Genomic DNA, 25,076 nt, shown 5'->3' on the forward strand with positions numbered 1-25,076 from the left:
TGACGGGAAAGTTGAACCACGCAACAAGCCCTATATCAGCTCGCAATGACGAAGAAGCTACAACCCATATCAAACCAACTTCTTCAATTCATAAATCAACTCAAGTGCTTCTTTAGGGGATAGTTTATCAGGGTCGATAGTTCTGAATTTTTCGTCTAATTTGCTGCTTATAGTAGTTTTATTAGGCTCAAGATTGAACAAGCTCAAATTATTTGATTCCGTTGATAAAATATTTTTTCCTTTACCGGTAGAAGTTTTCTCAAATTTAAGCAGAATCTGCTCAGCTCTATTTATAACGCTGGCAGGGAGTCCTGCTAAAGCTGCAACATGAATACCGTACGACCTATCAGCTGCACCTGGTATAATATTATGCAAAAATAGAATATCTTTACCTGATTCCTCAATAGCAATAGTATAATTTTGTAAAGCCGGCAGGAAATTACTCATAACTGTTAGCTCATGATAGTGCGTTGCGAACAAACAACGACATTTCAGCTTATCATGGATATATTCAAGCACCGACCACGCTATAGATACACCGTCATAAGTGGACGTGCCTCTACCTACCTCATCAAGTATTATTAGTGAGTTTTTTGTAGATTGAGCAAGAATTGCCGAGGTTTCAAGCATCTCTGCCATAAAGGTTGATTGTCCCTTAATTAAATCATCGGCAGCACCTATTCGGCTAAATATTTTATCGACTACCCCTATTTTGGCACTTTTAGCAGGTACAAACGAACCTATTTGAGCAATGATTGCAATAATGGCGTTTTGACGTAAAAAAGTACTTTTACCTGCCATATTAGGACCGGTAATTAACCAAATACGCTCAAGTTCCGATAAATGACAGTCATTATATACAAAGCTTTTGCTTTCTCGTTGTAGTGCTTTCTCTATTACAGGATGCCGTCCTTTAACGATATCAAAGCTTAAATCATCGGTAAATTCAGGCTTAATATAATCATATTCATCAGCGATGTAAGCAAAATTACAAAATACGTCAAGCCCGCTTAAGGAGCTTGCAAGCATTCGTAAATAGGAAGCCTTTTCGATTACTTGGCTACAAATATCCGCATGTAATTCTTTTTCCAAGCTTATTACTAAGGTTTTAGCGTTGACTAACTCGCTTTCAAGCTTTTGTAGTTCAGTAGTAGTGTAACGGACACTATTAACCGTTGTTTGACGGTGAATAAATTTGGGATCAAGGATTTTATTAACATTTTTAGCGGTAATATCGATAAAAAGCCCTATAACATTATTATGAGATATTTTTAAACTGTCTATGCCCGTTTCTTTGCGATATTGATCTTTTAGCTTTTCAATATGTAATTTCCCGTTATTAATTAAATCATGTAATTGGGCTACTTTCGGATGATATTCATGTTTTATTATACCTCCGTCATTTAAATTATTCGGTGCATCTTCTCTTATGCTCTCGTCTATTAAATTATATAATTCTGCATCGCCTGATAGAGGTTTAGTAATTTTTTCGATAAAATCAGGTAAATTAAAAACGTAAGCGTCAAAAAATACTCCTTTAATAATCGTTGCAGTTTCCAAGGTATATTTAATACTAAGTAAATCACGACCTGAACTTCTGTTCATTGTGATACGTGTTAGGCAGCGTTCTATATCACTAGTTTTTTTTAAAAGTTCTCTAATTCTTTTTACTATTTCTAAGTTAGAATAAAAGAACTCGGTAATATTTAAACGATGATTTATTTTAGCAATGTTGGTTAAAGGACTTGAAAGAAAATTATATAGTAAACGTCCTCCTTGTTTAGTAACCGTATGATTGAGGGTGCTTAGTAAACTTCCTTTCGAGCTGCCTTGTGAGTTTGTTACAATTTCAAGGTTGCGTCTAGTGGCAAAATCAATAGTCATATAGCTATGAAAATTGATAATTCTAGGAATCGGTAAATGAGGAATATTTTGTTTTTGCGTTAACGATAAATATTCTAAGATGCTGCCTATAGCACAAATTTGATTGCTAGATATTTCGCCGATTCCTTTAATATCTTTCATTTTATAAAAATCTAAAATGATTTTTTCACATTTATTAACCGCAAAAAAACTATCAACTTGATAGGTAATACGAAAATTTAATTGTTTGAAAATACTATCCGCAAGATTAGAAGATCTCAAGTTTTCGCTAAGCAGAATTTCACGAGGCTTTAAACGAGCCAGCTCATTAAGAATTTCTGCTTCTGGTACATTAACTACAAAAATTTCGGAAGTAGAAAGATCAACATAACAAAGGCTAGCCGTTTCTTTATTTTTCGGTATTACAAGACTTGCTAAATAATTAGGTTCGGCTGAAGCAATTAAATTCTCTTCAATTATGGTTCCCGGAGTTATAATACGTGTAACGTCTCTAGTAACTACCGCTTTATAACCGCCTCTATTTTTTGCTTCTTCAGGTGTTTCAAGCTGATCGCAAATAGCAACTTTATAATTTTCTTCAATTAGCTTAGTTAAGTAATTCTCAAGTGCATGATAAGGCACTCCACACATCGCAATTTCTTCTTCACCGTTTTTACCTCTTTTTGTTAAGGCAATACCGAGTACATTGCTGGCTAAGATTGCATCATCATAGAACATCTCATAAAAATCACCCATTCTAAATAGTAGTAAACAATCTAAATGAGCAAATTTAATGTCTAGATATTGTTGCATCATTTTCGTTGCAACATCGTAATTATATTTTTGTTTAAACTCTTGAAGATTCATATTAAGTAGCATCAATTCATATTATGGTTTATCAAAATATATAGGAATGTCTCATTAAGTTAAATATATATTTTTGGAGGAAAATTAATTATAATACTGCATTATTAAATTATTTCTGCTATTATTGATTTATACTGAAAATATTTAAATTGGATCATTATGAAAACACAGCTTGTAGCTCTTACTAACAGAGGGCAAATGACAATCCCAAGTCATATTCGAGAGAAATTAAATTTATCTACAGGAAGTAAGCTAGAGTTAATAGTACAAGATAATTCTTTTATGGTAATACCTATAAATAAGTCAGTTAAAAACTTGAAACATATTTTACCAAAACCTAAAAACGCTCTAACTATAGATGAAATGAATGAAATTATTAAAGGTTCATATGATAGGAATTGATACAAATATTCTTATTCGTTATTTAACAGGAGACGATAAAGTACAAAGCATTAAAGCTACAGAATTAATAGAAAGATATTCCGGTCAAGAAAATTCAATATTTGTAAATAATATAGTTATATGTGAATTAGTTTGGGTATTAGAAAGAGGTTATAAATATTCAAAAGAGCAAATAATTTTAGTACTAAAAGAAATATTTAGTACAGTTGAATTTAGTTTTGAGAATCAGCAAGTATTATGGCTATCTGTTTTAGAGTACGAAAATTATAAAGCAGATTTTTCTGATATATTAATAGGTAAGTTAAATATATTTAATGGATGTAATTATACTGTTACTTTTGATAAAGCTGCAAGCGAACTAACAATGTTTAATGGTTTATAAAACTACTTTATTTTTGATAGGCGGGTGCTATGTCTGCCACCTTCAAATTTAGTGGTTAAAAACTTATCTATAATATCAAATACTATTTTATGATCTACGGTTTTTGCTCCGAGTATTAAGATATTAGCGTCATTATGAGCTTTAGCATTTTCGGCAGTTAATATATCGTTACACAAAGCTGCTCTTATTTCCGAGCTACGATTAGCGGCTATAGACATACCAATTCCTGTATCACTAATTAAAATACCAATAGGAGCTGATTTTTCAATAATAATATCTACTACTTTCTTAGCATAATCAGGATAATCAACGGTTTGTGTATTATTCGTTCCGCAGTCATAAATCTTTAAAGATTTCTGCTCTAAATAATTGATAATTTCAGACTTAAGCTCATAACCTGAGTGATCACTAGCTATGACAATATTATAAGTTTTCATAGTTAATTTTTTGATGGAAAATAATGATAAAAATTATATACTATGTAAGATTTGTTTTCTAATATAAATAATAGTTTTGTTAAATATATGAAATATCCTGTTGTACTTAGTATCGTTATATGTTTTTGTTTAGTTGCTTGCGTTGATCAGCCGCCTGCTCCGATTGAGTATAAAGTAGGAGATGTTACTGCAAATAATAATTCTACCGAATTAGAACACGATGAGGGGTTGATAGTTCAAAGAACTATGGAGGACGATTCCGTATCAGAAAAAGTTAGCGGTAGACTCGAAGAACCAAAGGCAAAACTTATAGAAGATGATAATGATGATATTGAGGTTCCTATATCTCGGAGTGAAGATGAAGAAGAGATAGAGCAGTCAAACTTTGTAAAACCGTTAAACGGGGTAATTATTACCGAGTTTAAAGCCGGTAAAAGTAAAGGGATAGATATTGCCGCTAAAGAATATAGCGAAGTTAAATCGATAGCTGCAGGAACGGTAATATATTCAGGCTTTAATAAACAATTCGGTAATTTAGTAATAGTTAAGTTAGATAAAGATGATTTGGAAGTAGCATATGCGAGTTTAGACGATTTGTTACTTAAAAAAGGTGATAAAATTACTAAAAATAGTGTTATCGGACATGTAGAACATAAGTTATATTTTGCGATGCGTAAAAACAAAATAGCGGTTGATCCAAGCAAATATATAGAATTTTAAATGGAAGATTTTATTACCCTTACCAAATACGGCGAACCTCAAAATGTTATAGTAAGAAGGAGTAGCAAAGCTAAAAATATAGCCATCCGAATTACGCCTAAGGGAGCGGAGCTTGTATTACCTCTTAAGGTAAAGCTAGAGAAAGGTCATAATTTTCTGTTAAGTAAAGAATATTGGGTTAGGCAAAAATTACGCCGTAAAGTAACTGTGATACCAAAGGATGAAGATAAGATTTCTATTTTGGGTAAATCTTATGAAATAATACATATTGATTCGTCTAAAAATCAGATAAAACTAAATGATTCTACGTTAGAAGTGTGCTGCAATATGGTACTAAAAAAACTTAGTATAGAAATATTCCTTAAAAAGAAATTATTAGCAGAAATAAAAATAATAGTAGAGAATATATCCAAAAAACATAATTTGACCTATTCTAATATTAGAATAATGGAAAATATTAGCCGTTGGGGGAGTTGTTGCAGTAAAGGGAATCTTGCTTTTAATTGGCGGATAGTTTTTGCCCCCTTTGAAGTATTGAAATACTTAGTAGCTCATGAAATGGCACATTTAAAAGAAATGAACCATAGTGAAAATTTTTGGCAGCTAGTTGAGGATATATATCCTCAGTACCAACCGGCAAAATTATGGCTAAAAAGAAACGGTAAAAATTTATATAATTATTTGTCATGAAATAAAAAGGTAAAATATATGAATCATTTAGTTACAAATGAAGAATCTAAATATATAAATAAGCTAATTGATGAAGTTACGCTATATCATCAACCAACTTTAATAAAAGGAAAAAGGAATAATGCTATATTAATTTCTGAAGAAGATTGGGAAGATATACAAGAAACTTTACTAGTATCATCAAATAAAAAATTAAGTGAGTCTTTACTTAAAGGCAAAAATACCCCTTATTCTGAGTGTAGTACAAAATTAGATTAGTTTATAGTGTATACCTTATATTATACGCATGATGCGAAAAAAGATTTTAAGAAAATTATAAAATCAAATCATAAAGAGATTTGCTTACAGTTTTTGGATTTAATAGCTCAAAATCCTTTTCAAACTCCACCTCCATATAAAAAGCTTTTAGGCGTACATTCAGGGATGTATTCACGAAGAATTAATATACAACATAGATTATTTTATGAAGTTGATGAAAAAAATAAAAGAATAAAAGTATTAAAAATGTGGAATCATTATTATGATAATTAAAGAATACAGAGGATAGAATGCACAACACCACAAAAAGAGTAACAGTCCCGGCACTTGAAGAAATCTTATACGAGCCTATAAAAGTCTTAGATCACGGATTTATTAGAGTTATCGACTATATGGGTGATGATAGTGCTATAGTACAAGCAGCTCGTGTTTCTTACGGTAAGGGTACGAAGCAGTTAAACCAAGATAAAGGGCTGATAAATTATTTGCTTCGTCATTATCATACTACCCCTTTTGAGATGTGTGACATTAAGTTTCACATTAAGCTACCGATATTTATTGCAAGGCAATGGATTAGGCACAGAACAGCTAGCGTTAACGAATATTCGGCAAGATATTCTATTTTAGGCAATGAATTTTATTTACCCGAACCAGCAAATATTGCTTCTCAATCTGCCGTAAATAAACAATGTAGGGAAAGTGATAGCTTGCCGAAAGAAGTGGCTGAAAAGGTCCTTGCTATTTTAGAGGAAGATGCTAGACAGTGCTACGGGCATTATAAGGAGCTGATGAATGCTGATGAAGAGGGTAATATTATAGATGAGAATACCACGGGGATAGCAAGAGAGCTTGCCCGTATGAATTTAACTTTAAATTATTATACGGAGTGGTATTGGAAAATTAATTTGCATAATTTACTTCATTTTTTAAGGTTGCGTGCCGACCCTCATGCTCAATATGAAATTAGAGTTTATGCCGAAAAAATGCTTGAAATAGTCAAAGCGTGGGTTCCTTTTACTTACGAAGCTTTTGAGGAATATCGTTTGCAGGGAGCAAATATTTCACGTAAAGGTTTAGACGTAATAAAAAGAATGATAAAAGGTGAAAAAGTTACCCATGAGACTAGCGGTATGACTAAGAGAGAATGGGAAGAATTGATGAAGATTTTTGGGTGATATACTCTTCTGCTTTCAAGAATTGCTCTTTCATTTTATCAAGGATTCGCATCCTCACCTATTAAGTATAGGCTGCGGGTGCTCACCTCTCAAAATAAAATTCAATTCTCGAAATCATTTGAGTATACTCAGATAGAACTTAAAAAATTGGCTACGTCGTCTTTGTAAGTTCTCGAATGCTCACGTATTAAGTATACGCTCCGCTCCTCGACTTACAGACTCCTTGCTCTTTTTCAAGTTGATCTTCGTATCCCAATTCTTCATTTTGTGTGTTACTTGCATGGCTCGAAAAACCTGTTAGGTGTCATACCGTGGCTTGTCCACGGTATCCAGTATAACAACTAAAAATACTAATAATATTAGTATTTTTAACTGAATCCCGTGAATAAATCACGGGATGACAACAAAAAATTGATAATAAGGAGTATTTTGAGTGAAAAATATTATATATTTTATACTATCACTATTATTTAGTTTTAAGGGTTATGCACTTGAAACAATAAATATTGAGCATGGGCGAGCTGATCCGACGCCCATAGCAGTCAATAAATTTGATGCCGATAGCTCTACTGATAATGTAGTAGGTCACGATGTGGTGAAAGTTATCTCTAATGATTTAAAGCTTTCTGGGTTATTTCGTCCTATTTCCTCTGCATCTTTTATAGAAGAGAAGACAGGAATAGAATATAAACCGCTTTTTGCTGCATGGCGTCAAATTAATGCTAGCCTTTTAGTAAACGGTGAAGTTAAAAAACTAGAAAGCGGTAAACTTAAAATTAGCTTTATATTATGGGATACATTGCTTGAAAAACAGCTTGCCGGCGAAATTCTTGAAGTACCGGAAAATCTATGGCGAAGAGCAGCACATAAAATTGCCGATAAAATTTATGAAAAAATTACCGGTGATGCCGGTTATTTTGATACTAAAATAGTGTATGTATCAGAAAGTAGTTCTTTACCGAAAATAAAAAGAATTGCTTTGATGGATTATGACGGAGCTAATAATAAATACCTTACCAATGGAAAGTCACTAGTATTAACACCAAGATTTGCTCGTTCAGCGGATAAGATTTTTTATGTTTCATACGCAACTAAAAGAAGAGCTCTTGTTTATGAAAAAGATTTAAAAACAGGCAAAGAAAGCGTAGTAGGTGATTTTTCCGGTATATCTTTTGCCCCTAGATTCTCACCGGACGGTAGAAAAGCCGTAATGTCGATAGCTAAAAACGGCTCAACTCATATTTACGAAATCGACCTTGCTACTAAACGTCTTCATAAATTAACTGACGGTTTCGGTATTAATACCTCTCCTAGCTATTCACCGGACGGTAAAAAAATTGTGTATAATTCTGATAGAAACGGTGTTCCTCAATTATATATCATGAATTCGGACGGAAGCGATGTTCAGCGTATTAGTTTCGGTGGCGGTTCTTACGCTGCCCCTAGCTGGTCGCCTAGAGGAGACTATATAGCATTTACTAAGATTATTAGAGGAGCTGAAGGAAAAACCTTTAATATCGGGGTTATGAAAGCAGCCCCTCAAGATGATGAGAATAGCGAAAGGATAATAACAAGCGGGTATTTAGTTGAAAGCCCTTGTTGGTCGCCTAACGGACGAGTTATTATGTTTGCTAAAGGTTGGCCGTCGAGAGCTAAAGCTCCGGGGAAAAACAAAATTTTTGCAATTGACCTAACAGGTCATAATGAAAGAGAAATTATAACACCGGCAGATGCTTCCGATCCTGAATGGTCAAATATATTGAATTGAAAATATTTTATTAATTAAATTATTGCATAATTAACTTGCGTCATATATAAAAACTTAAGGTAACATTAATATATTAACAGGGATTAACATGGCATACCAAACAGGAATTAATTTCAGCACTAATAATAATCGTTCATTAGTAAAACCCGACAATAATTATGATTTTGCTCTTATTAAGGCGGTAGAACGGAATAACCCTATAGACTTTACTAATATATTTTTGAGAATAACTGAAGTTTCACTGAATGAATACGAAAAACCGGAACCATTTCTTGACTTACTTGATAAAAATGGAAAAAGTTTGATAATGATTGCTGTTGAGAACGCAATAACTAATCCTGAATATATAGAAGGTATACTTACGACTCTAATAAATTTTGAATACCAAACAAACATCTTAGATGCTACTAACCGCACTCCTTTACACGTAGCTGCTGCTGCCGGTAATAAGGTAATTGTGGAAAAACTACTTGCTACAGGAATGCTTAATATTGATAAACATATACCTGATAGCGGTATTAATTATGGCAGTGCCTTATTTGCTGCTATAAAAAAAGGACATTTAGAAATAGCAGAATTATTACTGACAAAAGGAGTGAATATTAATATTCAGCTTTTTCCTATCGAAGCTTTAATAAAAAACGGTGATATAGAAGCATTAAATTACTTCATCAAATTATCCGAAAATAATGTTTCAGTAATTAGTAATAAGACTCCAATAATAAAATCTTCTGATTTTGATAAATTTTCTAATAATTTTAAGGAAAATTTTTGGGTCAATAATACGTTAAAAATTGCTGCTCAAAGTGAGCAACCAATTGTTTTTGAGTTTTTGATTGAACAATTTATTACTAACCATTACACGCTAGCCCTCAAATCAGCAATATATCATGAGCAAAAAGTAAGATCGATGATTTTCGATTGTTTACAAAAAGATGAAAATTTATTAAAAATTTTGCTTCAAAAAGGTGAAGTTGTAGAATTGTTATTCGAAGCTTTCGTTAATGATAAAAATACCCCATCAAATAAACTGGAAACAATTCTAAATTATAATCCGGAATTATTAGGCGAAGAAAATTCTAAAAAATTTATACAAAAATATTCTAATAAGGAGTTTGATGATAAGAGTAAAATTGAAGTTTTAATTAAAACGATGGTATCTAACACTGCAAAACTTGGTAATACTTCTGAGTTTGATAATTTATTAAGCATAGAATCAAACGAATTTTCTAAATCAATTAAAAAGCAAATACTAGAATATTCATCTTTAGAGCTTGCCGTTCAACATAATAATTTTTCTATAATTGATGCCATAGTGAAGCATATTTTAGTGCATAGCGATGTAAAAGCAGTTAAAAATTTATTACACCTTGCTACTAGCAATATGAAAAAGCATGTTTTTAACGAAAAAATTATGCAAGAAAATAACTTTCAAAAATTTTCTGAATATTTCAAAGGGAAATTAGAAAGCGGTGAATTATTAACGACTATCCTCAAAAGCGATAGAGAAAATAACCTTGAGGGAGTTAAAGTTCTAGTTAAACATGGAACACCTATTGAAGCTAAGCATTTTGAGTTAGCGGCAAAAGATCTAAAAACTTTTATATGTTTAAGCAAGAATGCTACGGCAGGTATCGTAACATCAGAAGTTATTAATACTGCAAAGCAAAAATATATTAGTTCTATAAAACCTCAATTTGAAAAATGTAAAGACATTAAAACAGTTAGTGATTTTTCAAATTATGTAATAGAACTAGCTCAATATTTTGATCCCAATACTACTGATACTTATGGTACTTTAGAAAAGCAAGCACAATATGAGGACATGGCCTTTTTAGGTTTATTGGGAAAAGAATCGCTGTACTGATAAGATAAATGTTATTGCGAGAAGGCATTGCCTGCGTGGACCTGCTTTTTCGTCATTGCGAGGAGGCATTGTTGCGTGGATACCTAATCGTCATTGCGAGGAGCGAAGCGACGCGGCAATCCAGAAAAAAATAATAAAAAAATTCTGTAAATCAGAATTTTTTACTGGATTGCTTCATCAAATTACTATGTAATTCTTCTCGCAATGACGAAAAACCGGTCCACGCAACAATGCCTTGCGAGGAGCGAAAAGGCCTGTTGCATGATTCGAGAAACCTGCTGGGTGTCATACCGTGGCTTGCCCACGGTATCCAGTAAAACAACTAAAAATACTAATATTAGTATTTTTAACTGGATCCCGTGAATAAATCACGGGATGACAAAGGTAAGGTCAAGCCACGCAACAACACCTACAATTGCGTAGTTCAGGACGATTAAGAATATTAAGCTACTTCTCTACTATGGTTTAAGATAAACTTTTTTATTTTTTCAAAAGCCGTATTCTCTATTTGTCTAATACGTTCCTTAGAAATATTATACTCATTGCTTAGAATATCTAGAGTTTTAGGAGTATCTGTTAATTTACGTTCTGTAAAAATACGAAGTTCTCTATCATTTAAAATCTTCATGGCATTTGATAGTAACTTCCTTTTACCGGTAGAGTCTTGCTTATTAATAGCCATAGTTTCGGGGGTAGGGCGTGTTTCCGGTAATAATTCTATTAATTCTCCCGATTCTGCATCCTCGCTATTTATAGGGTTATTTAACGATAAATCAGGACCTGAAATTCTAGTATTCATCTCGGAAACTTCATTAACCGAAACACCTAACTCATCTGCTATTTGTGCAAAATCATCGGTAGTAATAGCTCTTGAGTATAAATTAGTAATTTTATGCTTAACTTTATTAAGACTAAAAAATAATTTTTTTTGTGCAGCCGTTGTTCCCATCTTTACTAATGACCAAGATTTTAATATATATTCTTGTATGGCTGCTTTAATCCACCACATCGCATATGTTGATAGGCGGAAACCAAGTTCGGGATTGAATTTTTTTACTGCCTGCATTAAACCTATATTACCTTCTGAAACCAATTCGGTAATAGGAAGACCGTAAGTCCTATAGCCGCTTGCAATTTTTGCAACAAGTTTAAGGTGGCTCGTTACTAATTTATGTGCAGCTTGTAAATCATTCTCTTCTAAATAGGATTTCGCTAATAAAAATTCTTCTTCTTGCGTAAGTGAAGGAATTTTATTGATTTTCTGTAAGTAGCTATAAAATCCTGATTCGCTAGAGATTGCTAATGCATTAATATTATTAGTCATACTAACCTTAAAAACTATTTTTCTTTATACTAACACATATATGATCTAAAATAAACTTTTTCTAGAGTATTTTTAAATAAAATCAAATAATGTCTAAAAAATCCAATAAAAATTTAGCCTTTTCCTTGCTGGGATTAATAATTAGTATGGTGTTACTAAGTTTTGCTTCCGTACCTATCTATAACTTATTTTGTAAAGTTACAGGCTATGGCGGTACTACTGCAAAAGAAACGGTGAGTGTATATTCTAGAGTAAAAGGTACTAAACCTATAATTATTGAGTTTGATGCTAATGTTGATAAAGATTTACCTTGGCGGTTTATTCCAAGGCAGCAAAGAGTGCAAATTGTTCCGGGTCAGAATACTCTAGTGTTTTATGAAACGGAAAATCTAAGCAATAACGATATAATAGGTACTTCCGTATATAATGTTACTCCAAATAAAGCGGGAAAATATTTCGTAAAAATTCATTGTTTTTGTTTTGAAGAACAATTATTAAAAGCCGGCGAAAAAGTTTTAATGCCGGTTACATTTTATATAGATAAGGATTTTGAGCTTGACCCTGAAATGCAAGACATTAAAGTACTTACTTTATCTTATAGCTTCTTTAAAGTAAGAGAGCTATATACTCGCTGAATTTGAAAAATTGGCTACGTCGTCTTGTAAGTCCTCCGGTCCTCACGTATTAAGTATACGCTGCGGTCCTCGGCTTACAGACTCTTTGCTCTTTTCCAAATTGAGCTTCGTATACCAACTCTTCATTTACTTGAAGTATAGCTATCACCTAGTTCGCTTGACCACGGTATGACAACGGAGCGTTTTTCAAGAGCCACGCAGGCAATGCTCATCATTGATGTTCGATAACCCATTTACGAATTCTAACAATCGGCGGAGTGTTTATAAGAGCAGTGGAAGGTAAAACTTTGCCGTTAGTATTAAAATTAATTATAGGTTCTATACCGTATATGCTATACCATGGCTTTAATGGTGAGCTATTTGAATATTTACGGTGAAACCAAGATAAGAAAGGTGCTGTTTCTTCATATTCTATTACTTTAACCGATTGTGGATTTTTGTGATATATAAGGCTAAGTACTGATTGGTCGGAATGATGCCATTTATATTCATCGTAATTAGGATGAATATTATAATCTTTGCCTGAAAGAATTCTAATATCTTCACAACTTTTTAGCCATTTTTCAATAAAAGAACGAGAAAGTTCGGTATTACGCACAACAATAACAGCACTCCAAATATGATCGTTATTTCTACATTCTTCGTTCAGACAATCCATTAAAGCAAAAGTTTCGCCTTTAACAAAACTACCGTTTTTACGATCGCGATCATGTACCAGTAATATATCATTATCACCTAAAAGATTTGTTAAATTACTGATATGCTTTTTAATAACAAAAGCTGAATCTAAATATACTATAATAGCTCCTTCCGGTGCATTTTTCATTGTTTCAAGTATAATATAAGGTTTCCATAGCCATAACCCCGCTCCTGCCGGTTCATTAAAAATTTCTTGATTTTTTTCTATAAATGCTTGATTTATAAGCTTTTTCTTATAGTTAAATATGAAATCTATCCCTTTATTAATCGCATAGTGAGTAGTAGCATTTTGATTACGATAAACATATTCCGGACCGTCGGCATAAGAAACTAAATAAATAGGCTCTTTTATAGAATTCTGAATAGATAAATCTACTTTTTGTAATGATAAATCATTAATAAAACCTTGGTGTGCATATTCTAAGATAATCAGTACGAAATAAATTAGAGCTAATGTAATAATCGTTTTGTATAATATTTTAAATAACATATAATTTTTGAATTTTTTGAGCTACGTCATTGCGAGGAAATTACGAAGTAATTGACGAAACAATCTCGTGCAAAAATCCTGAGATTGCCGTGCGAATTAAAGTTCGCTCGCAATGACGAAATTATAGCATTTTAATATATTAAAAGATAGTGTTGTAATTTAATTATAAATTTAGTATAATTTGCTGTTTGTTTAAGGTTGGTATGATTAATTTAGGGGATAAGCAGTCTACTATAGTTGTTGCAATGTCAGGCGGAGTTGATAGTTCGGCAGTTGCCGCAATGTTGCATGAGCAGGGACATAATGTTATAGGTATTACCTTGCAGCTATATGATCACGGTATGGCAGTAGGCAAAAAAAATGCCTGTTGTGCCGGTCAGGATATTTACGATGCTAAAATGGTAGCAAATAAGCTAGGTATTCCCCATTATGTACTTGATTATGAGAGCAAATTTAAAGAGTCGGTAATAGATAATTTTGTTGATAGCTATCTACAGGGTGAAACCCCGCTTCCATGCGTGCAATGTAATAAATCGGTGAAGTTCAGGGATCTAATTAAAACGGCTAGAGAGCTTGGAGCAGATAAGCTTGCTACAGGTCATTACGTGCGAAAAGTAAACGGTGATAGTGGAGCAGAGTTGCATACGGGACTTGATCCGGCAAAAGATCAGAGTTATTTTTTGTTCACTACTACTAAAGAGCAATTAGAATATTTAAGCTTTCCTCTTGGGGGGCTTACTAAGGATGAAACACGTAGGCTTGCTAGTAAATTCGGTCTTGAGGTAGCAGATAAACCCGATAGCCAGGATATTTGTTTTGTAGTTGACGGAAATTATAAGAGCGTAATAAATAAAATACGTCCGGGAGCAAGTGAAAGCGGCAAAATTATTCATGTAAACGGGTTTGAGCTAGGAGAGCATAGCGGCATAATTAATTACACTATAGGACAACGTCGTGGGCTTGGTATAGCTTATAACGAGCCTTTATATGTAGTAAAGATTGATCCTAATAATAATATAGTATATGTAGGACCGGAGTCTGCATTACATGTGCAGGAATTTATAATTAAAGACGTGAATTGGCTTGCTGATGAGATTAAAGATAATGAAAAGCTAGAAGTAGAAGTTAAAATTCGTTCGACAAGACCGCCTCGTTTAGCCGAAATAAGCAAACTCGATGATGATAAAATGAAAGTAAAATTTTTATCCGAAGAAAAAGCTGTTGCCCCTGGGCAAGCATGCGTTATTTATGCTGGCGAAAGAGTACTCGGCGGCGGATGGATTACTAGGGATATAAGGTAGTTTAATGTCATTCCCGCGAAGGCGGGAAAGCATTGTTGCGTGGATCAATTCCACCGCTGTTATTCCGTGATTTATTCACGGAATCCAGTTAAAAATACTAATATTATTAGTATTTTTTATTGTTTTTCTGGATCCCGTGGTCAAGCCACGGGGTGACACAGTGGGTTTTACCGGTCCACGCAACAATGTCCGCTAGCAATGACACAATTCACAAAAAAATAAGCTCACTAAAACAGGAGAAACTAATGAGTTTTTTAAGGAAGAAAAGTTTTGAATCAGTAAAAGAAATAGGTAGCTCAAGCGGTCTTAGCAAGACACTTGGAGCATTCGATTTAATATTACTGGGTCTTGGTGCAATGATTGGTACCGGCGTATTCGTTGTTACCGGTATAATTGCTGCTAAATATTCAGGACCTGCAGTAATGTTATCTTATGCGATTGCAGGTATTACCTGTATTTTTGTGGCACTTGTTTATACCGAGCTTGCTGCAATGCTTCCGACTTCGGGAAGTATTTATACTTATTCCTATGTTGCATTCGGCGAAGTATTTGCTTGGATGATAGGTAGCTTTATAATATTAGAACTCGGTGTTGCTGCAGGAATAGTAGCTGCGGGCTGGTCGGGTTACGTACAAGGAATATTAGCGGCAGGCGGAATTAATTTACCGAAAGAATTAACTACCGTACCGACAAACGGCGGTATAATAAATTTACCGGCATTTTTAATCTCGGTGTTTATTGGATTTATTTTATTTTTAGGTACTAAGGATAGTAAGCGACTAAATGCAATTTTAGTTTTCATAAAAATGGCTGCAATATTTGTATTTATACTCGCTGCTGCTCCGCATTTCGATGCTACTAATTGGAGTAATTTTATACCATTCGGTTTTAGTAATGTTTTAGTAGGTGCATCTATTTTATTCTTAGCTTTTACGGGCTTTGGAACGATTGCAACCGCAGCTGAGGAATGTAAAAATCCAAAACGTGATATAATGATTGGTATTATCGGCTCGCTTGTTCTAACTACTATAGTTTATGTAACAATGGCAGGGCTTGTGACCGGTATTGCACCTTTTGATCAGTTAAATAACGACCAACCGCTTGCTTATGCTTTAACTATCAATAATAGCAAGATTGGCTCTGCTATTGTTGCAACCGGTGCGGTTTGCGGTATGATGACGGTATTGATGATGAATATTTACGGTACTTCTCGTATTTTTTATGCTATCGCACGTGACGGTTTGTTACCGAAAAGTTTTGCAAAGCTACACCCAAAATATGACAGTCCTTATATTACGATTATAATATTTGCTTCTTTAGCCGCTATCCTTGGAGGATTTTGCTCTACGGAATTATTAACTCAATTAACTTCAATGGGAGCATTAATTGATTATATAACCGTCACAATAATAGTGGTATTATTTAGGGTAAAGCTACCTGATGCTCAAAGACCTTTTAGATGTCCTTTAGTATTTATTATTGTACCGTTTATTTTAATTGCTTGTGCATACTTACTATTTATTCAAATATATGACGGTGAATTTAATCTATTAACGGCAGGTCGTGCATTAATATATTGGTTTATTACGATATTTGTTTTATATATTATAAGATCGTTCTTTATGAAAAAAGAACAGAATTAGGTACAAATGTCATACCGTGGCTTGACCACGGTATCTAGAAAAAAATAAAAAAAGACTGGATACCGTGGACAAGCCACGGTATGACACCGAACGTATTTACCGGTCCACGCAACAACGCCTATGGCTGCTCGCAATGATGTTAATCCACACAAAACCACAAAATTAAGCAAATGATTGAAAAGCTGCAACCACTCCGAGGAATGAAAGATCTCTTGCCGGATGATTATAAAGTTCAGGACTATATAATTAACAAAGCAAGGGAGGTTGGAGTATTATACGGCTATAAGCAAATGAGTACTCCTATTTTGGAGTATACTAAAGTCTTTAACCGCTCGATGGGCGAAAGCTCTGACGTAATCAGTAAAGAAATATACAGTTTTTTAGATAAAAGTAATGACTCCGTAGCATTACGACCTGAGTTCACCGCCGGTATCATTAGAAGCTTCATCTCAAACGGTTTACAGCATAAATTACCCTTAAAGCTCTTCTCTACCGGTCCTGTTTTTCGTTATGATAGACCGCAAGCAGGGCGTCAAAGACAATTTCACCAGTTAAATTACGAATATATCGGTGCTAAAGGAGCAATTACCGATGCTGAAACTTTGAAGTTAGCCGCAGATATACTTAAGGTACTTGAAATAGAGCAGGATACTACATTAGAGCTGAATTCTCTTGGATGTAGTCAGTCAAGAAGCGTTTATCAGCAAAAACTGGTAGAATATCTGAATGATTTTAAAGATCAATTATCGGAAGAAAGCAAAATAAGATTATCCAAAAATCCAATGCGGATTCTTGATTCTAAAAGCGAAATTGATCAGAAAATAATAGCAAACGCACCGGTTTTATCTAAATATTACACTGATGAGTCTAAAGAATATTTTGAAGATCTGTTAAAATATCTCGATATTTTAGGCGTGAAATATAGTATAAATCCACGTTTGGTTAGAGGGCTTGATTATTATTGCCATACTGCTTTTGAATTCACTACGAAAAAGCTAGGGAGTCAATCCACTATTCTCGCCGGCGGACGTTATGACGGGCTTGCTAAAATCATGGGTAATAATGATGATGTGCCGGCTATTGGTTTTGCTGCCGGTATCGAGCGAATTGCTTTAATGCGGGAATATAATATATCTTCATTGAGTCTAGTAGCTGTATTACCGATCGATGAAAATAATATTGCTTACTCTTTAGAAATTGCTGACAAATTACGCTCGCAAAATATTGCTACTATTATAGAATCTATAGGTAAAATAGCTAAAAGAATGCAACGCGTTCTTAATGAAAATGCTAAATTTATTATTTTCATAGGTGACGAAGAACAAGCAAATAATAGCCTCAAACTTAAAGATTTAGAAAAACAAGAAGAATATATAGTAGATTTTACAAAAGCCCTTGAGCTAATTAATGATTCCAAGTGATTGTAAGTATTGTTGTGTGGCTCGAAAAACGTGTTCAATGTCATCCCCGCGAAAGCGGGGATCCAGAAAAATAACTTCAATATTGATATAGAAGTTACATATTCGATAAAATAAACATATAAAAAGCTTGTTTTTTATATGTTTTACTGGATTCCCGCCTCCGCGGGAATGACATAGAAGAAGCCATGCAACAACGGCAACGTCCCACGGGAATGACATCGAACGCTTTTTTAATAGGAATTCTCTCCATCAATTAGAAAATCTTCACAGAACCTAGGAAATGCCAAAATAGTGTACATACATAAACCAATCCAGATCAAAGATCTTGAGCTATCTTTTTCCCACAAAACTTGCTTTGAAGATTTTACTACCACAATAAATTATGGTAGTCGAATTGCTATTATTGGTCGTAACGGTAGCGGTAAATCAACCTTGCTTAAAATGTTACTAGGTAATTTTGAACCTACAAGCGGTGCTATAAAGACGCCGGAAGGTGCAGTATTTTCTTATGTGCCGCAACTAATTGATGAGCCTGAAGGTTTAAGCGGTGGTGAAAGGTTTAATGAAGCAATGACTAAGGCTTTAAGCACGCATCCTAATATTTTCCTTTTGGATGAGCCGACAAATCATCTAGATCGACGTAACCGCACGAGTTTAATGCGAATGCTACAAAATTATAGCGGTACTCTTATTATAGTTTCTCATGATACTGAGTTAATACGAGGTTGTATTAATAGCTTTTGGCATATTGATAATGGCAAGGTACAAATTTTTTCAGGTAATTATGATAATTATGTTAAAGAAATAAGGCTAAAAAGAGCAGTAATTGAAGCGGAACTCTCAAGGCTTGATCATCAAAAGAAAGATATACATGCTAGATTAATGCAAGAACAGCAAAGAGCTGCTAAGAGTAAAAATAAAGGGGTAAAAAACCTTGAGAATAATAAATGGACAAAAATGTCTGCTGATTTTAAAGTTATGAAAGCTGAAAAATCACAAGGCAAAAAGCTAAAAGATATAGTTGATACGAAAAATCAATTAATTGGGCAATTAAGTGAGTTGCGTTTGCCTGAAATTATTATTCCTAAATTTTCTTTAAATAACTCTGATATTAAAGACCGTGTGCTTATGCAGGTAACAAACGGCAGTGCCGGTTATGAACCACATCATCCTGTGTTATCAAATATTAATCTTACCGTTTCAAGTAAAGCCCGCATAGCAATTATGGGTGATAACGGTAGCGGAAAAACAACCTTAATTAAGGCAATTCTAGAAGATGAGAATATATATAAAGAGGGTGACTGGTTTGTACCGTCTAAAGCCGATATCGGTTATTTGGATCAGCATTATAGCACGTTTGACCCAAATAAATCAGTGTTTGAGACGATAGCAGAACTAGCACCGAATTGGTCTAAAGCGGAAGTTAGAAATCACTTAAACGATTTTCTATTTCGAAAAAATGAAGAGGTAAATAATTTTATTAGTAAACTCTCAGGAGGTGAAAAAGCAAGATTGAGCTTGGCTCAAATCGCAGCTTGCTTACCAAAACTGTTAATCCTTGACGAAATTACTAATAATCTTGATTTAGAGACAAAAGAGCATATAGTACAGGTTTTAAAAACATATCCCGGTGCTATGATTGTAGTTTCGCATGATATAGATTTTCTAGAAAAAATAGAGATAAAAGATTTTTTAACAGTTTAAAAATATATGATCATTATAAACGATTTAGCCATGAGTTATGATGCAAGAATACTATTTACCGATGTAAATTTGCATATTAAAAACAATAAAAGATATGGGTTAGTAGGTGCTAACGGAGCAGGTAAAACAACTTTTTTCAAAGTCTTAACTAAGGAAGAAGAACCGGCTTTCGGTGATATTAATATACCTAAAAACTCTAAAGTAGGTTGTTTAAAACAAGATCAATTTCTTTATGAAAATACTAAAATTATAGATACGGTAATAGCAGGGAATAAGGAGCTATGGAAAGCTTTACAGGAAAAAGAAGAGATATTAAGTCGGCAAGAATGTAGCGATGAAGATGGGTATAAGCTTGGTGAACTTGAACAGATAATATACGATAATGACGGTTATACCGCTGAAATTTTTGCGGCTAACTTACTGGTAGGTCTTGGAATAGCCGAAAAATATCATTACGAGCCACTTTCTGCGTTGTCGGGAGGTTATAAGTTACGTGTTTTACTTGCACAAAGTCTATTTAATAATCCCGATATTTTACTACTCGATGAACCGACAAACCACCTTGATATTATTTCAATATATTGGCTTGAGAATTATTTAAAAAACTCTTTTAAAGGAATATTAATTTTTATATCGCATGATTTAGCTTTTTTAAATAATGTTGCAACTGATATTTTAGACATAGATTATGGAGAAATAAAACCATATACGGGCAATTATGATAATTTTGTTCAAGAAAAGGAGATAATAGCGGCTCAAAAATTAAGCGAGCGAAATTTTTTAGAAAAGAAAATAGAAAATATGCAGGCTTGGGTTGATAAATTTAGAGCAGGGACAAGAGCAAGGCAAAGTGCTTCTAGAGAAAAACAGCTAGAGAAGATAGAATTACCGGATATACAAAAATCTTCAAGAATTAGCCCATTATTTAGATTTAAACAATTAAGGAATTCAGGAAAATTAGTATTAAAAATCGATCAAATAACTAAAAATTTTGAGGATAAGCAAATATTAAATAAAGTGAGCTTTAGTGTATCACGAGGAGAAAAAATTATTATTATCGGTGCAAACGGTATCGGGAAATCTACTTTGTTAAAAATCTTAATGAATAAAATATCAGCAGATCAAGGTAGCTATGAGTGGGGATATGAATCACAAATATCTTATTTTGTTCAAGACCATCATGAACTACTTAATGAAAATATTAGTATTATTAATTGGCTTAAAAAGCAATCTGAAAAGGAAACGGAAAATACTATTAGAAATACGCTTGGACAAGTATTATTTCGTAGTGATGAAGTAAATAAAAATATTTTGAGTTTAAGCGGAGGTGAGGGGGCAAGGTTATTACTTGCTAAAATGATGCTAGAAAAAAGCAATATTTTGGTTCTTGATGAACCGACAAACCACCTTGATATTGAGTCAAGAGAAGCTCTTAAAAAATCTCTAATCGATTTTGAGGGTACGGTAATATTAGTAACGCATGATCGTGATTTTGCAAAATCCATAGCAACAAGAATTATTGCTCTTTCCCATAGGAAAAATATTGTTGATTTTAAAGGTAAATATGATGATTATATTGAGAAATACGGTAATGATTATTTAAGTTCTGCTACGAAATTATCCTAGGTTTATTAAATATAGATATCGTCATTGCGAGCAGTCATAGGGTTGTTGCATGGCTCGAAAAACCTACTGGGTGTCACCCCGCGGCTTGACCACGGGGTCCAGAAAAGCAATAAAAAATACTAATAATAGTAGTATTTTTAACTTGATCCCGCGATCAAGCCCCGGGATGACAACAAAAAAACGAACCAAGCTACTAGATGACCTAGGGTGAATCACTCCACATTATAGAACTCTAAATGATGACCGCTAATAAGCTTTTTTACTTCAGCATGGTTACCATACTCATCAAACTTTAACAATAATCCTTGTTTGTTAAAATATAATATATTTGTAAATAGTCTATCATCACAGTCCCATTTAGCTTTAAAAGCATTGTCCTTAACAAGTTTCACTCCGTTTACTCCGTGTTTGTGATATATTATTCCTTTTTTTAAAGCAGAAACAAAAGACATAATTTTACTTTTATCGAAAGTATCATAAATTTTTTTAGAAATTGTACCGTAACAATCAAATCCTCTATATTTACCGAGTAATATAGCCTTACCTTTATCTAATTCTTTATCAATTTTAATCTGTCCTTCTTTAGGAATATTCCAAGAATTATTATTGAGATGGGTAATTTTTTGAATGGCTAAATAAAGTTCATGTTTCTTTTTTAGTTGATAATATTGATGAATTTTCTTTGCATCATATTGACCAATTAATTGCTCTAAATTCCCTACTTGTTTATTATCACGAGAATAGCTGTTAATAATCTCTTCTTGTTTTTCCGGGCTTAAGTTACTTGCATATCCCTGTACTTTTTCTCGGTTATTATTTAATAGGGCAGTAACTACCCCGATCTCTAAAGTGGTCTCATTGCAAGAATCATTTTGTAGAGCATTTTCAACATTTTGGAAAATCTTTTTGGATTTTTCAGAAGTTAATTTTGTTTCGTTATCTGCTATTAAAGTGGTATTAATGGCATTAAGAAGTTCTACTTTTTCATCGGGTTTCAGAGTATTATTTTGAGGCAAATTATAATTGGGATCCGTGTAACTCTGAAGCTTTATAATAGCTTTTGCATACAAATTTATTTGATGCTCAGGCATTTTATTGAAAATATCAAAAGCCGTTGTAAATTGCTTACTACATAGAGCGAATGAGAACGCTAGTGAGGCATCACTAATTGCTTTTAGTTTGTCGGTTAATATTGATTGCTGTTTTTTTGTAATTGTTCGTTTATTGGAAATTTTGTTATAAAAAGCCATGTATTCACAGCAATCATATATTGATAAATAAAAAGGAACTAAGGTATTTTTTTAATTAAATCTAATTTCTCATAAGAAATTTTATATGGATTAGTTAACATTTCTAGAATGTGTTTTATATATTCTACCTGCACATATTGTATTAAGTCGTTAGCTTTATCAAATTCGCCTTGTATTCTATAATTAGCCCATAAATGATAGGAGGCTGTCGGATGTGTGGGTAGAAGCCCAAAGGCATGTTCATAACATTTAGTGGACATATCATAGCTTCCGGTTTCCTCATAAGCACGACCTGTGCTATAATACCACTGGACTAAAATCTGATCTTCAATATTATTATTGAACGAAAACATAGATTCTTCAAGTAACGCTTTTGCTTCTTCAAAATTCTTATTCTCTATTAATAAATCAGAGAATTTACCTGATAAATCCAAGCTGAATTTTATATACGGTACTAGTGCTTGGATAATTTTAAGCTGAGATTCCGGTTCAATAAGTTTTAGAATAGGAAGTACATATTCTGCACATTTGATATATTGTTCAACTTCTTTTGCAAAGTGATTAAAATATAAATTTGTTGCTGTAATTATATATTTAAATATCTCTTTAGCAGTTTCATCTCTTTTATTGAATATGCTACATTGAAAAGCAGAACACATTACTTGAATTTTAGTTAGCGTATCAGGCGTTATAGGAATGATTTTATCCGGTATCCCGTCTATGTATTCACCGTCTAATTTATATTCAAAAAAGCCGGCATTTTTATTTATTTCATATTTTTTTAATAATTCATTATTTCTGTAGCTTTCATATGAATAATTATATATTAATCGCTGCATTAGTGAATGCTTGAGTTCTTTAGATTTCATGCTACTAACTATAGCTTTTTCGCTATCTAAATGTCCAAATATATAGTGCATTACTTCTATAGCTGCACTAACAGTCGGTATAGATAAAAAGCTTTCATCCATTTTCGGTATGTTAAAACCATGAGTAGTTTGTCTAAAATTTCTTACGTTACTTTGGGACAATATATTTTTGGAGTTACAAATCTTATCAATATCAATCTTAAAAGTAATTGAAGGGTCTGTATTTTTCATGAATATAATTTAGTATTAGTTGGGCTTAAGAACTGCTAAATTTAATGAGAAAGTTTTGAGATTTTACATAGAATTATTATTAAAAGATTATTCTAAAAATAATAACAAAGAAGTTTAAGAAGACAATAGAGTTTTTAATTTAAAATGATAGCGAATGTTTAGTTAGAAATAAATGTATTGATTTTTTTATTGTCACCCCGTGGCTTAACCACGGGGTCCATAAAAACAATAAAAAATACTAATAATTTTAGTATTTTTAACTGGATACCGTGATCAAGCCACGGTATGACACCGAACGGATTTTTCGGTCCACGCAACAAAGCTACGCGGGAATGACATTGAAGAGCTAAACTACCTTACAAAGTAATATTTATTCAAACCCTAATCCGGCAAAATATTTATGAAAATATCCGGGATCATGACCTATAACTTTAACTTTATCATTAGAATAAAGTGATTCAGATTCACTATATATAGTCGTGCCGTCATCCATATAGCGAATAGAATAAGATGGGAGGCCATAAGGTCTAAAAAAAATGTCTTCACGTATAACTTTAGGAGCTTTAGCGGATTTTTGTGTATTTTCGGATTTTAGCATATTGGCTTCCTTAATAAATAATTGTTTTATTAATATATAATTTTTATATATTATCGCAAGAATAATTAGAATAGCTATCTGAGCCTAGAAATTCAGATTTATAAATTGCAGTATTATATTCATAAGGATATTCTAAATATTTTTGTAATTTTACAGTATTTTCTTGAAACAATGGGTAATTATTTGCCGGTTCGTGCTTTGATAAATTGAAATATTTCCTTGCTAACCATTTCTTATCTTGAACATCATTAAAAGCTTTGATTTTTGAATATCCGCCTTGTTGTTCTTCTTGTAAAAAATAATCCTTATAATCTTTGGGAAGATTTAATATAAATCTAGAATATTGTTCTAACTGAAAGTTAGTTAACCAAGTAAATATAGAATATAAATTTTCTCTATGATCTGAAGAAAAAATAACAGCAACTTCTGATTGATTTATATTTTCTCCTACTTCTCTTTCAATAACGTCATTAGATAATATCACTAATTCTTTATTATAATGTTTTTTATTTTTTTGAGCTTGGATGAGTATGTCAAATATCTCAGTGTTTAATTCTTTTAAGGTAAATAATTGTTTATATTTATTAAGCCACGGACCAAAAGCTATAGATTCAAGTTTTTTAAAATATTCGGTTAATTTCATGTGCAACTCTAGATTAAATTTAAGAGCAGCACTTTATATAAAAAATTGAGATAAGTCAAGGGATATTAAATTAATAGTTTAAAAAGTATATGTCATCCTGTGATTTATTCACGGGATTCAGTTAAAAATGCTAATCTTTAGCATTTTTATATTTTTTTCTGGATACCGTGGACAAGCCACGGTATGACACCGAGCGGGTTTTTCGAGCTATGC

General features: G+C 32.9%; 23 protein-coding genes and 1 pseudogene. 16 read left to right on the top strand and 8 right to left on the bottom strand.

The genetic code is table 11. The annotated features are described in order from the left end of the window. Window positions 1-69 precede the first annotated feature (69 nt). A complete protein-coding gene (gene mutS / locus H6P87_RS02135; RefSeq protein WP_246438029.1) occupies window positions 70-2,730 on the bottom strand; it encodes a DNA mismatch repair protein MutS in 2,661 nt (886 codons plus the stop codon). 159 nt (window positions 2,731-2,889) lie between these two features. Here mutS and H6P87_RS02140 point away from each other — a divergent pair, with 159 nt between their 5' ends. Both H6P87_RS02140 and H6P87_RS02145 read left to right on the top strand, forming a co-directional pair. Beyond that, the gene (locus tag H6P87_RS02140) at window positions 2,890-3,132 is read left to right on the top strand and encodes an AbrB/MazE/SpoVT family DNA-binding domain-containing protein (RefSeq protein ID WP_202069848.1); all 243 of its coding nucleotides are present in this window, start codon (window positions 2,890-2,892) and stop codon (window positions 3,130-3,132) included. After that, window positions 3,119-3,514: a PIN domain-containing protein gene (locus H6P87_RS02145; protein WP_246438031.1), complete on the top strand. Its 396-nt coding sequence runs from the start codon at window positions 3,119-3,121 to the stop codon at window positions 3,512-3,514. The genes H6P87_RS02140 and H6P87_RS02145 overlap by 14 nt, the downstream gene beginning before the upstream one ends. A 2-nt stretch (window positions 3,515-3,516) precedes the next feature. Here H6P87_RS02145 and rpiB read toward each other — a convergent pair whose 3' ends face one another. After that, window positions 3,517-3,951, bottom strand: a complete 435-nt coding sequence (gene rpiB, locus H6P87_RS02150; protein WP_202069850.1) for a ribose 5-phosphate isomerase B — start codon at window positions 3,949-3,951, stop codon at window positions 3,517-3,519. A 51-nt stretch (window positions 3,952-4,002) separates the two neighbouring features. Between rpiB and H6P87_RS02155 the strand changes: the two genes are divergently transcribed. The 8 genes and pseudogenes from H6P87_RS02155 (at window position 4,003) to H6P87_RS02190 (ending at window position 10,429) form a co-directional block, all read left to right on the top strand. After that, window positions 4,003-4,671 (top strand): murein hydrolase activator EnvC family protein, encoded by a 669-nt coding sequence (locus H6P87_RS02155; RefSeq protein WP_202069851.1) that lies wholly within the window; start codon window positions 4,003-4,005, stop codon window positions 4,669-4,671. Then, window positions 4,672-5,361, top strand: coding sequence for a M48 family metallopeptidase (locus H6P87_RS02160; protein ID WP_202069852.1), 690 nt, complete (start codon window positions 4,672-4,674; stop codon window positions 5,359-5,361). Between the two features lie 18 nt (window positions 5,362-5,379). Then, the gene (locus H6P87_RS02165; protein WP_040257406.1) at window positions 5,380-5,619 is read left to right on the top strand and encodes a type II toxin-antitoxin system Phd/YefM family antitoxin; all 240 of its coding nucleotides are present in this window, start codon (window positions 5,380-5,382) and stop codon (window positions 5,617-5,619) included. A gap of 6 nt (window positions 5,620-5,625) precedes the next feature. Continuing rightward, window positions 5,626-5,892, top strand: coding sequence for a Txe/YoeB family addiction module toxin (locus H6P87_RS02170; protein ID WP_197062057.1), 267 nt, complete (start codon window positions 5,626-5,628; stop codon window positions 5,890-5,892). Between the two features lie 17 nt (window positions 5,893-5,909). Then, window positions 5,910-6,794 (top strand): FAD-dependent thymidylate synthase, encoded by an 885-nt coding sequence (thyX, locus tag H6P87_RS02175; protein ID WP_202069853.1) that lies wholly within the window; start codon window positions 5,910-5,912, stop codon window positions 6,792-6,794. Between the two features lie 186 nt (window positions 6,795-6,980). Then, window positions 6,981-7,167: pseudogene (locus H6P87_RS07485) on the top strand (hypothetical protein); the annotation flags it as partial. 60 nt (window positions 7,168-7,227) lie between these two features. After that, window positions 7,228-8,562 (top strand): Tol-Pal system beta propeller repeat protein TolB, encoded by a 1,335-nt coding sequence (gene tolB, locus H6P87_RS02185; RefSeq protein ID WP_202069854.1) that lies wholly within the window; start codon window positions 7,228-7,230, stop codon window positions 8,560-8,562. 88 nt (window positions 8,563-8,650) lie between these two features. Next, the gene (locus H6P87_RS02190) at window positions 8,651-10,429 is read left to right on the top strand and encodes an ankyrin repeat domain-containing protein (protein ID WP_202069855.1); all 1,779 of its coding nucleotides are present in this window, start codon (window positions 8,651-8,653) and stop codon (window positions 10,427-10,429) included. 442 nt (window positions 10,430-10,871) lie between these two features. Here the strand turns inward: H6P87_RS02190 and rpoH are convergent, their stop codons facing one another. Continuing rightward, window positions 10,872-11,753 carry an RNA polymerase sigma factor RpoH gene (rpoH, locus tag H6P87_RS02195; RefSeq protein WP_202069856.1) on the bottom strand — a complete coding sequence of 294 codons (882 nt, stop codon included), beginning with the start codon at window positions 11,751-11,753 and terminating at the stop codon, window positions 10,872-10,874. Between the two features lie 89 nt (window positions 11,754-11,842). On the opposite strand from rpoH, the gene H6P87_RS02200 reads away from it, so the two are divergent. Continuing rightward, window positions 11,843-12,388, top strand: coding sequence for a cytochrome c oxidase assembly protein (locus H6P87_RS02200; protein ID WP_202069857.1), 546 nt, complete (start codon window positions 11,843-11,845; stop codon window positions 12,386-12,388). A 211-nt stretch (window positions 12,389-12,599) separates the two neighbouring features. Here H6P87_RS02200 and H6P87_RS02210 read toward each other — a convergent pair whose 3' ends face one another. Continuing rightward, window positions 12,600-13,577 (bottom strand): hypothetical protein, encoded by a 978-nt coding sequence (locus H6P87_RS02210; protein ID WP_202069858.1) that lies wholly within the window; start codon window positions 13,575-13,577, stop codon window positions 12,600-12,602. A 203-nt stretch (window positions 13,578-13,780) separates the two neighbouring features. Between H6P87_RS02210 and mnmA the strand changes: the two genes are divergently transcribed. The 5 genes from mnmA to H6P87_RS02240 all read left to right on the top strand — a co-directional run bounded on the left by mnmA (window position 13,781) and on the right by H6P87_RS02240 (window position 21,272). Then, window positions 13,781-14,878, top strand: a complete 1,098-nt coding sequence (gene mnmA, locus H6P87_RS02215) for a tRNA 2-thiouridine(34) synthase MnmA (protein WP_202069859.1) — start codon at window positions 13,781-13,783, stop codon at window positions 14,876-14,878. A 245-nt stretch (window positions 14,879-15,123) separates the two neighbouring features. After that, complete coding sequence (locus H6P87_RS02225; protein WP_202069860.1) at window positions 15,124-16,521, top strand: amino acid permease; 1,398 nt, start codon at window positions 15,124-15,126, stop codon at window positions 16,519-16,521. A gap of 170 nt (window positions 16,522-16,691) precedes the next feature. Next, window positions 16,692-17,942: a histidine--tRNA ligase gene (gene hisS, locus H6P87_RS02230; RefSeq protein WP_202069862.1), complete on the top strand. Its 1,251-nt coding sequence runs from the start codon at window positions 16,692-16,694 to the stop codon at window positions 17,940-17,942. Between the two features lie 291 nt (window positions 17,943-18,233). Continuing rightward, complete coding sequence (locus H6P87_RS02235; protein WP_202069863.1) at window positions 18,234-19,646, top strand: ABC-F family ATP-binding cassette domain-containing protein; 1,413 nt, start codon at window positions 18,234-18,236, stop codon at window positions 19,644-19,646. A 6-nt stretch (window positions 19,647-19,652) separates the two neighbouring features. Further along, complete coding sequence (locus tag H6P87_RS02240) at window positions 19,653-21,272, top strand: ABC-F family ATP-binding cassette domain-containing protein (protein ID WP_202069864.1); 1,620 nt, start codon at window positions 19,653-19,655, stop codon at window positions 21,270-21,272. Window positions 21,273-21,484: 212 nt separating this feature from the next. Here H6P87_RS02240 and H6P87_RS02245 read toward each other — a convergent pair whose 3' ends face one another. The 4 genes from H6P87_RS02245 to H6P87_RS02260 all read right to left on the bottom strand — a co-directional run bounded on the left by H6P87_RS02245 (window position 21,485) and on the right by H6P87_RS02260 (window position 24,863). After that, window positions 21,485-22,522, bottom strand: coding sequence for a hypothetical protein (locus H6P87_RS02245; RefSeq protein WP_246438033.1), 1,038 nt, complete (start codon window positions 22,520-22,522; stop codon window positions 21,485-21,487). A 38-nt stretch (window positions 22,523-22,560) separates the two neighbouring features. Beyond that, complete coding sequence (locus H6P87_RS02250; protein WP_246438035.1) at window positions 22,561-23,622, bottom strand: tetratricopeptide repeat protein; 1,062 nt, start codon at window positions 23,620-23,622, stop codon at window positions 22,561-22,563. 370 nt (window positions 23,623-23,992) lie between these two features. Then, entirely contained in the window at window positions 23,993-24,220 is a 228-nt protein-coding gene (locus H6P87_RS02255; protein WP_202069865.1) for a hypothetical protein, read from the bottom strand. A 43-nt stretch (window positions 24,221-24,263) separates the two neighbouring features. Next, entirely contained in the window at window positions 24,264-24,863 is a 600-nt protein-coding gene (locus H6P87_RS02260) for a hypothetical protein (RefSeq protein WP_202070186.1), read from the bottom strand. Window positions 24,864-25,076: the final 213 nt, after the last annotated feature.

This window comes from Rickettsia tillamookensis (assembly GCF_016743795.2).
Classification (GTDB): domain Bacteria; phylum Pseudomonadota; class Alphaproteobacteria; order Rickettsiales; family Rickettsiaceae; genus Rickettsia; species Rickettsia tillamookensis.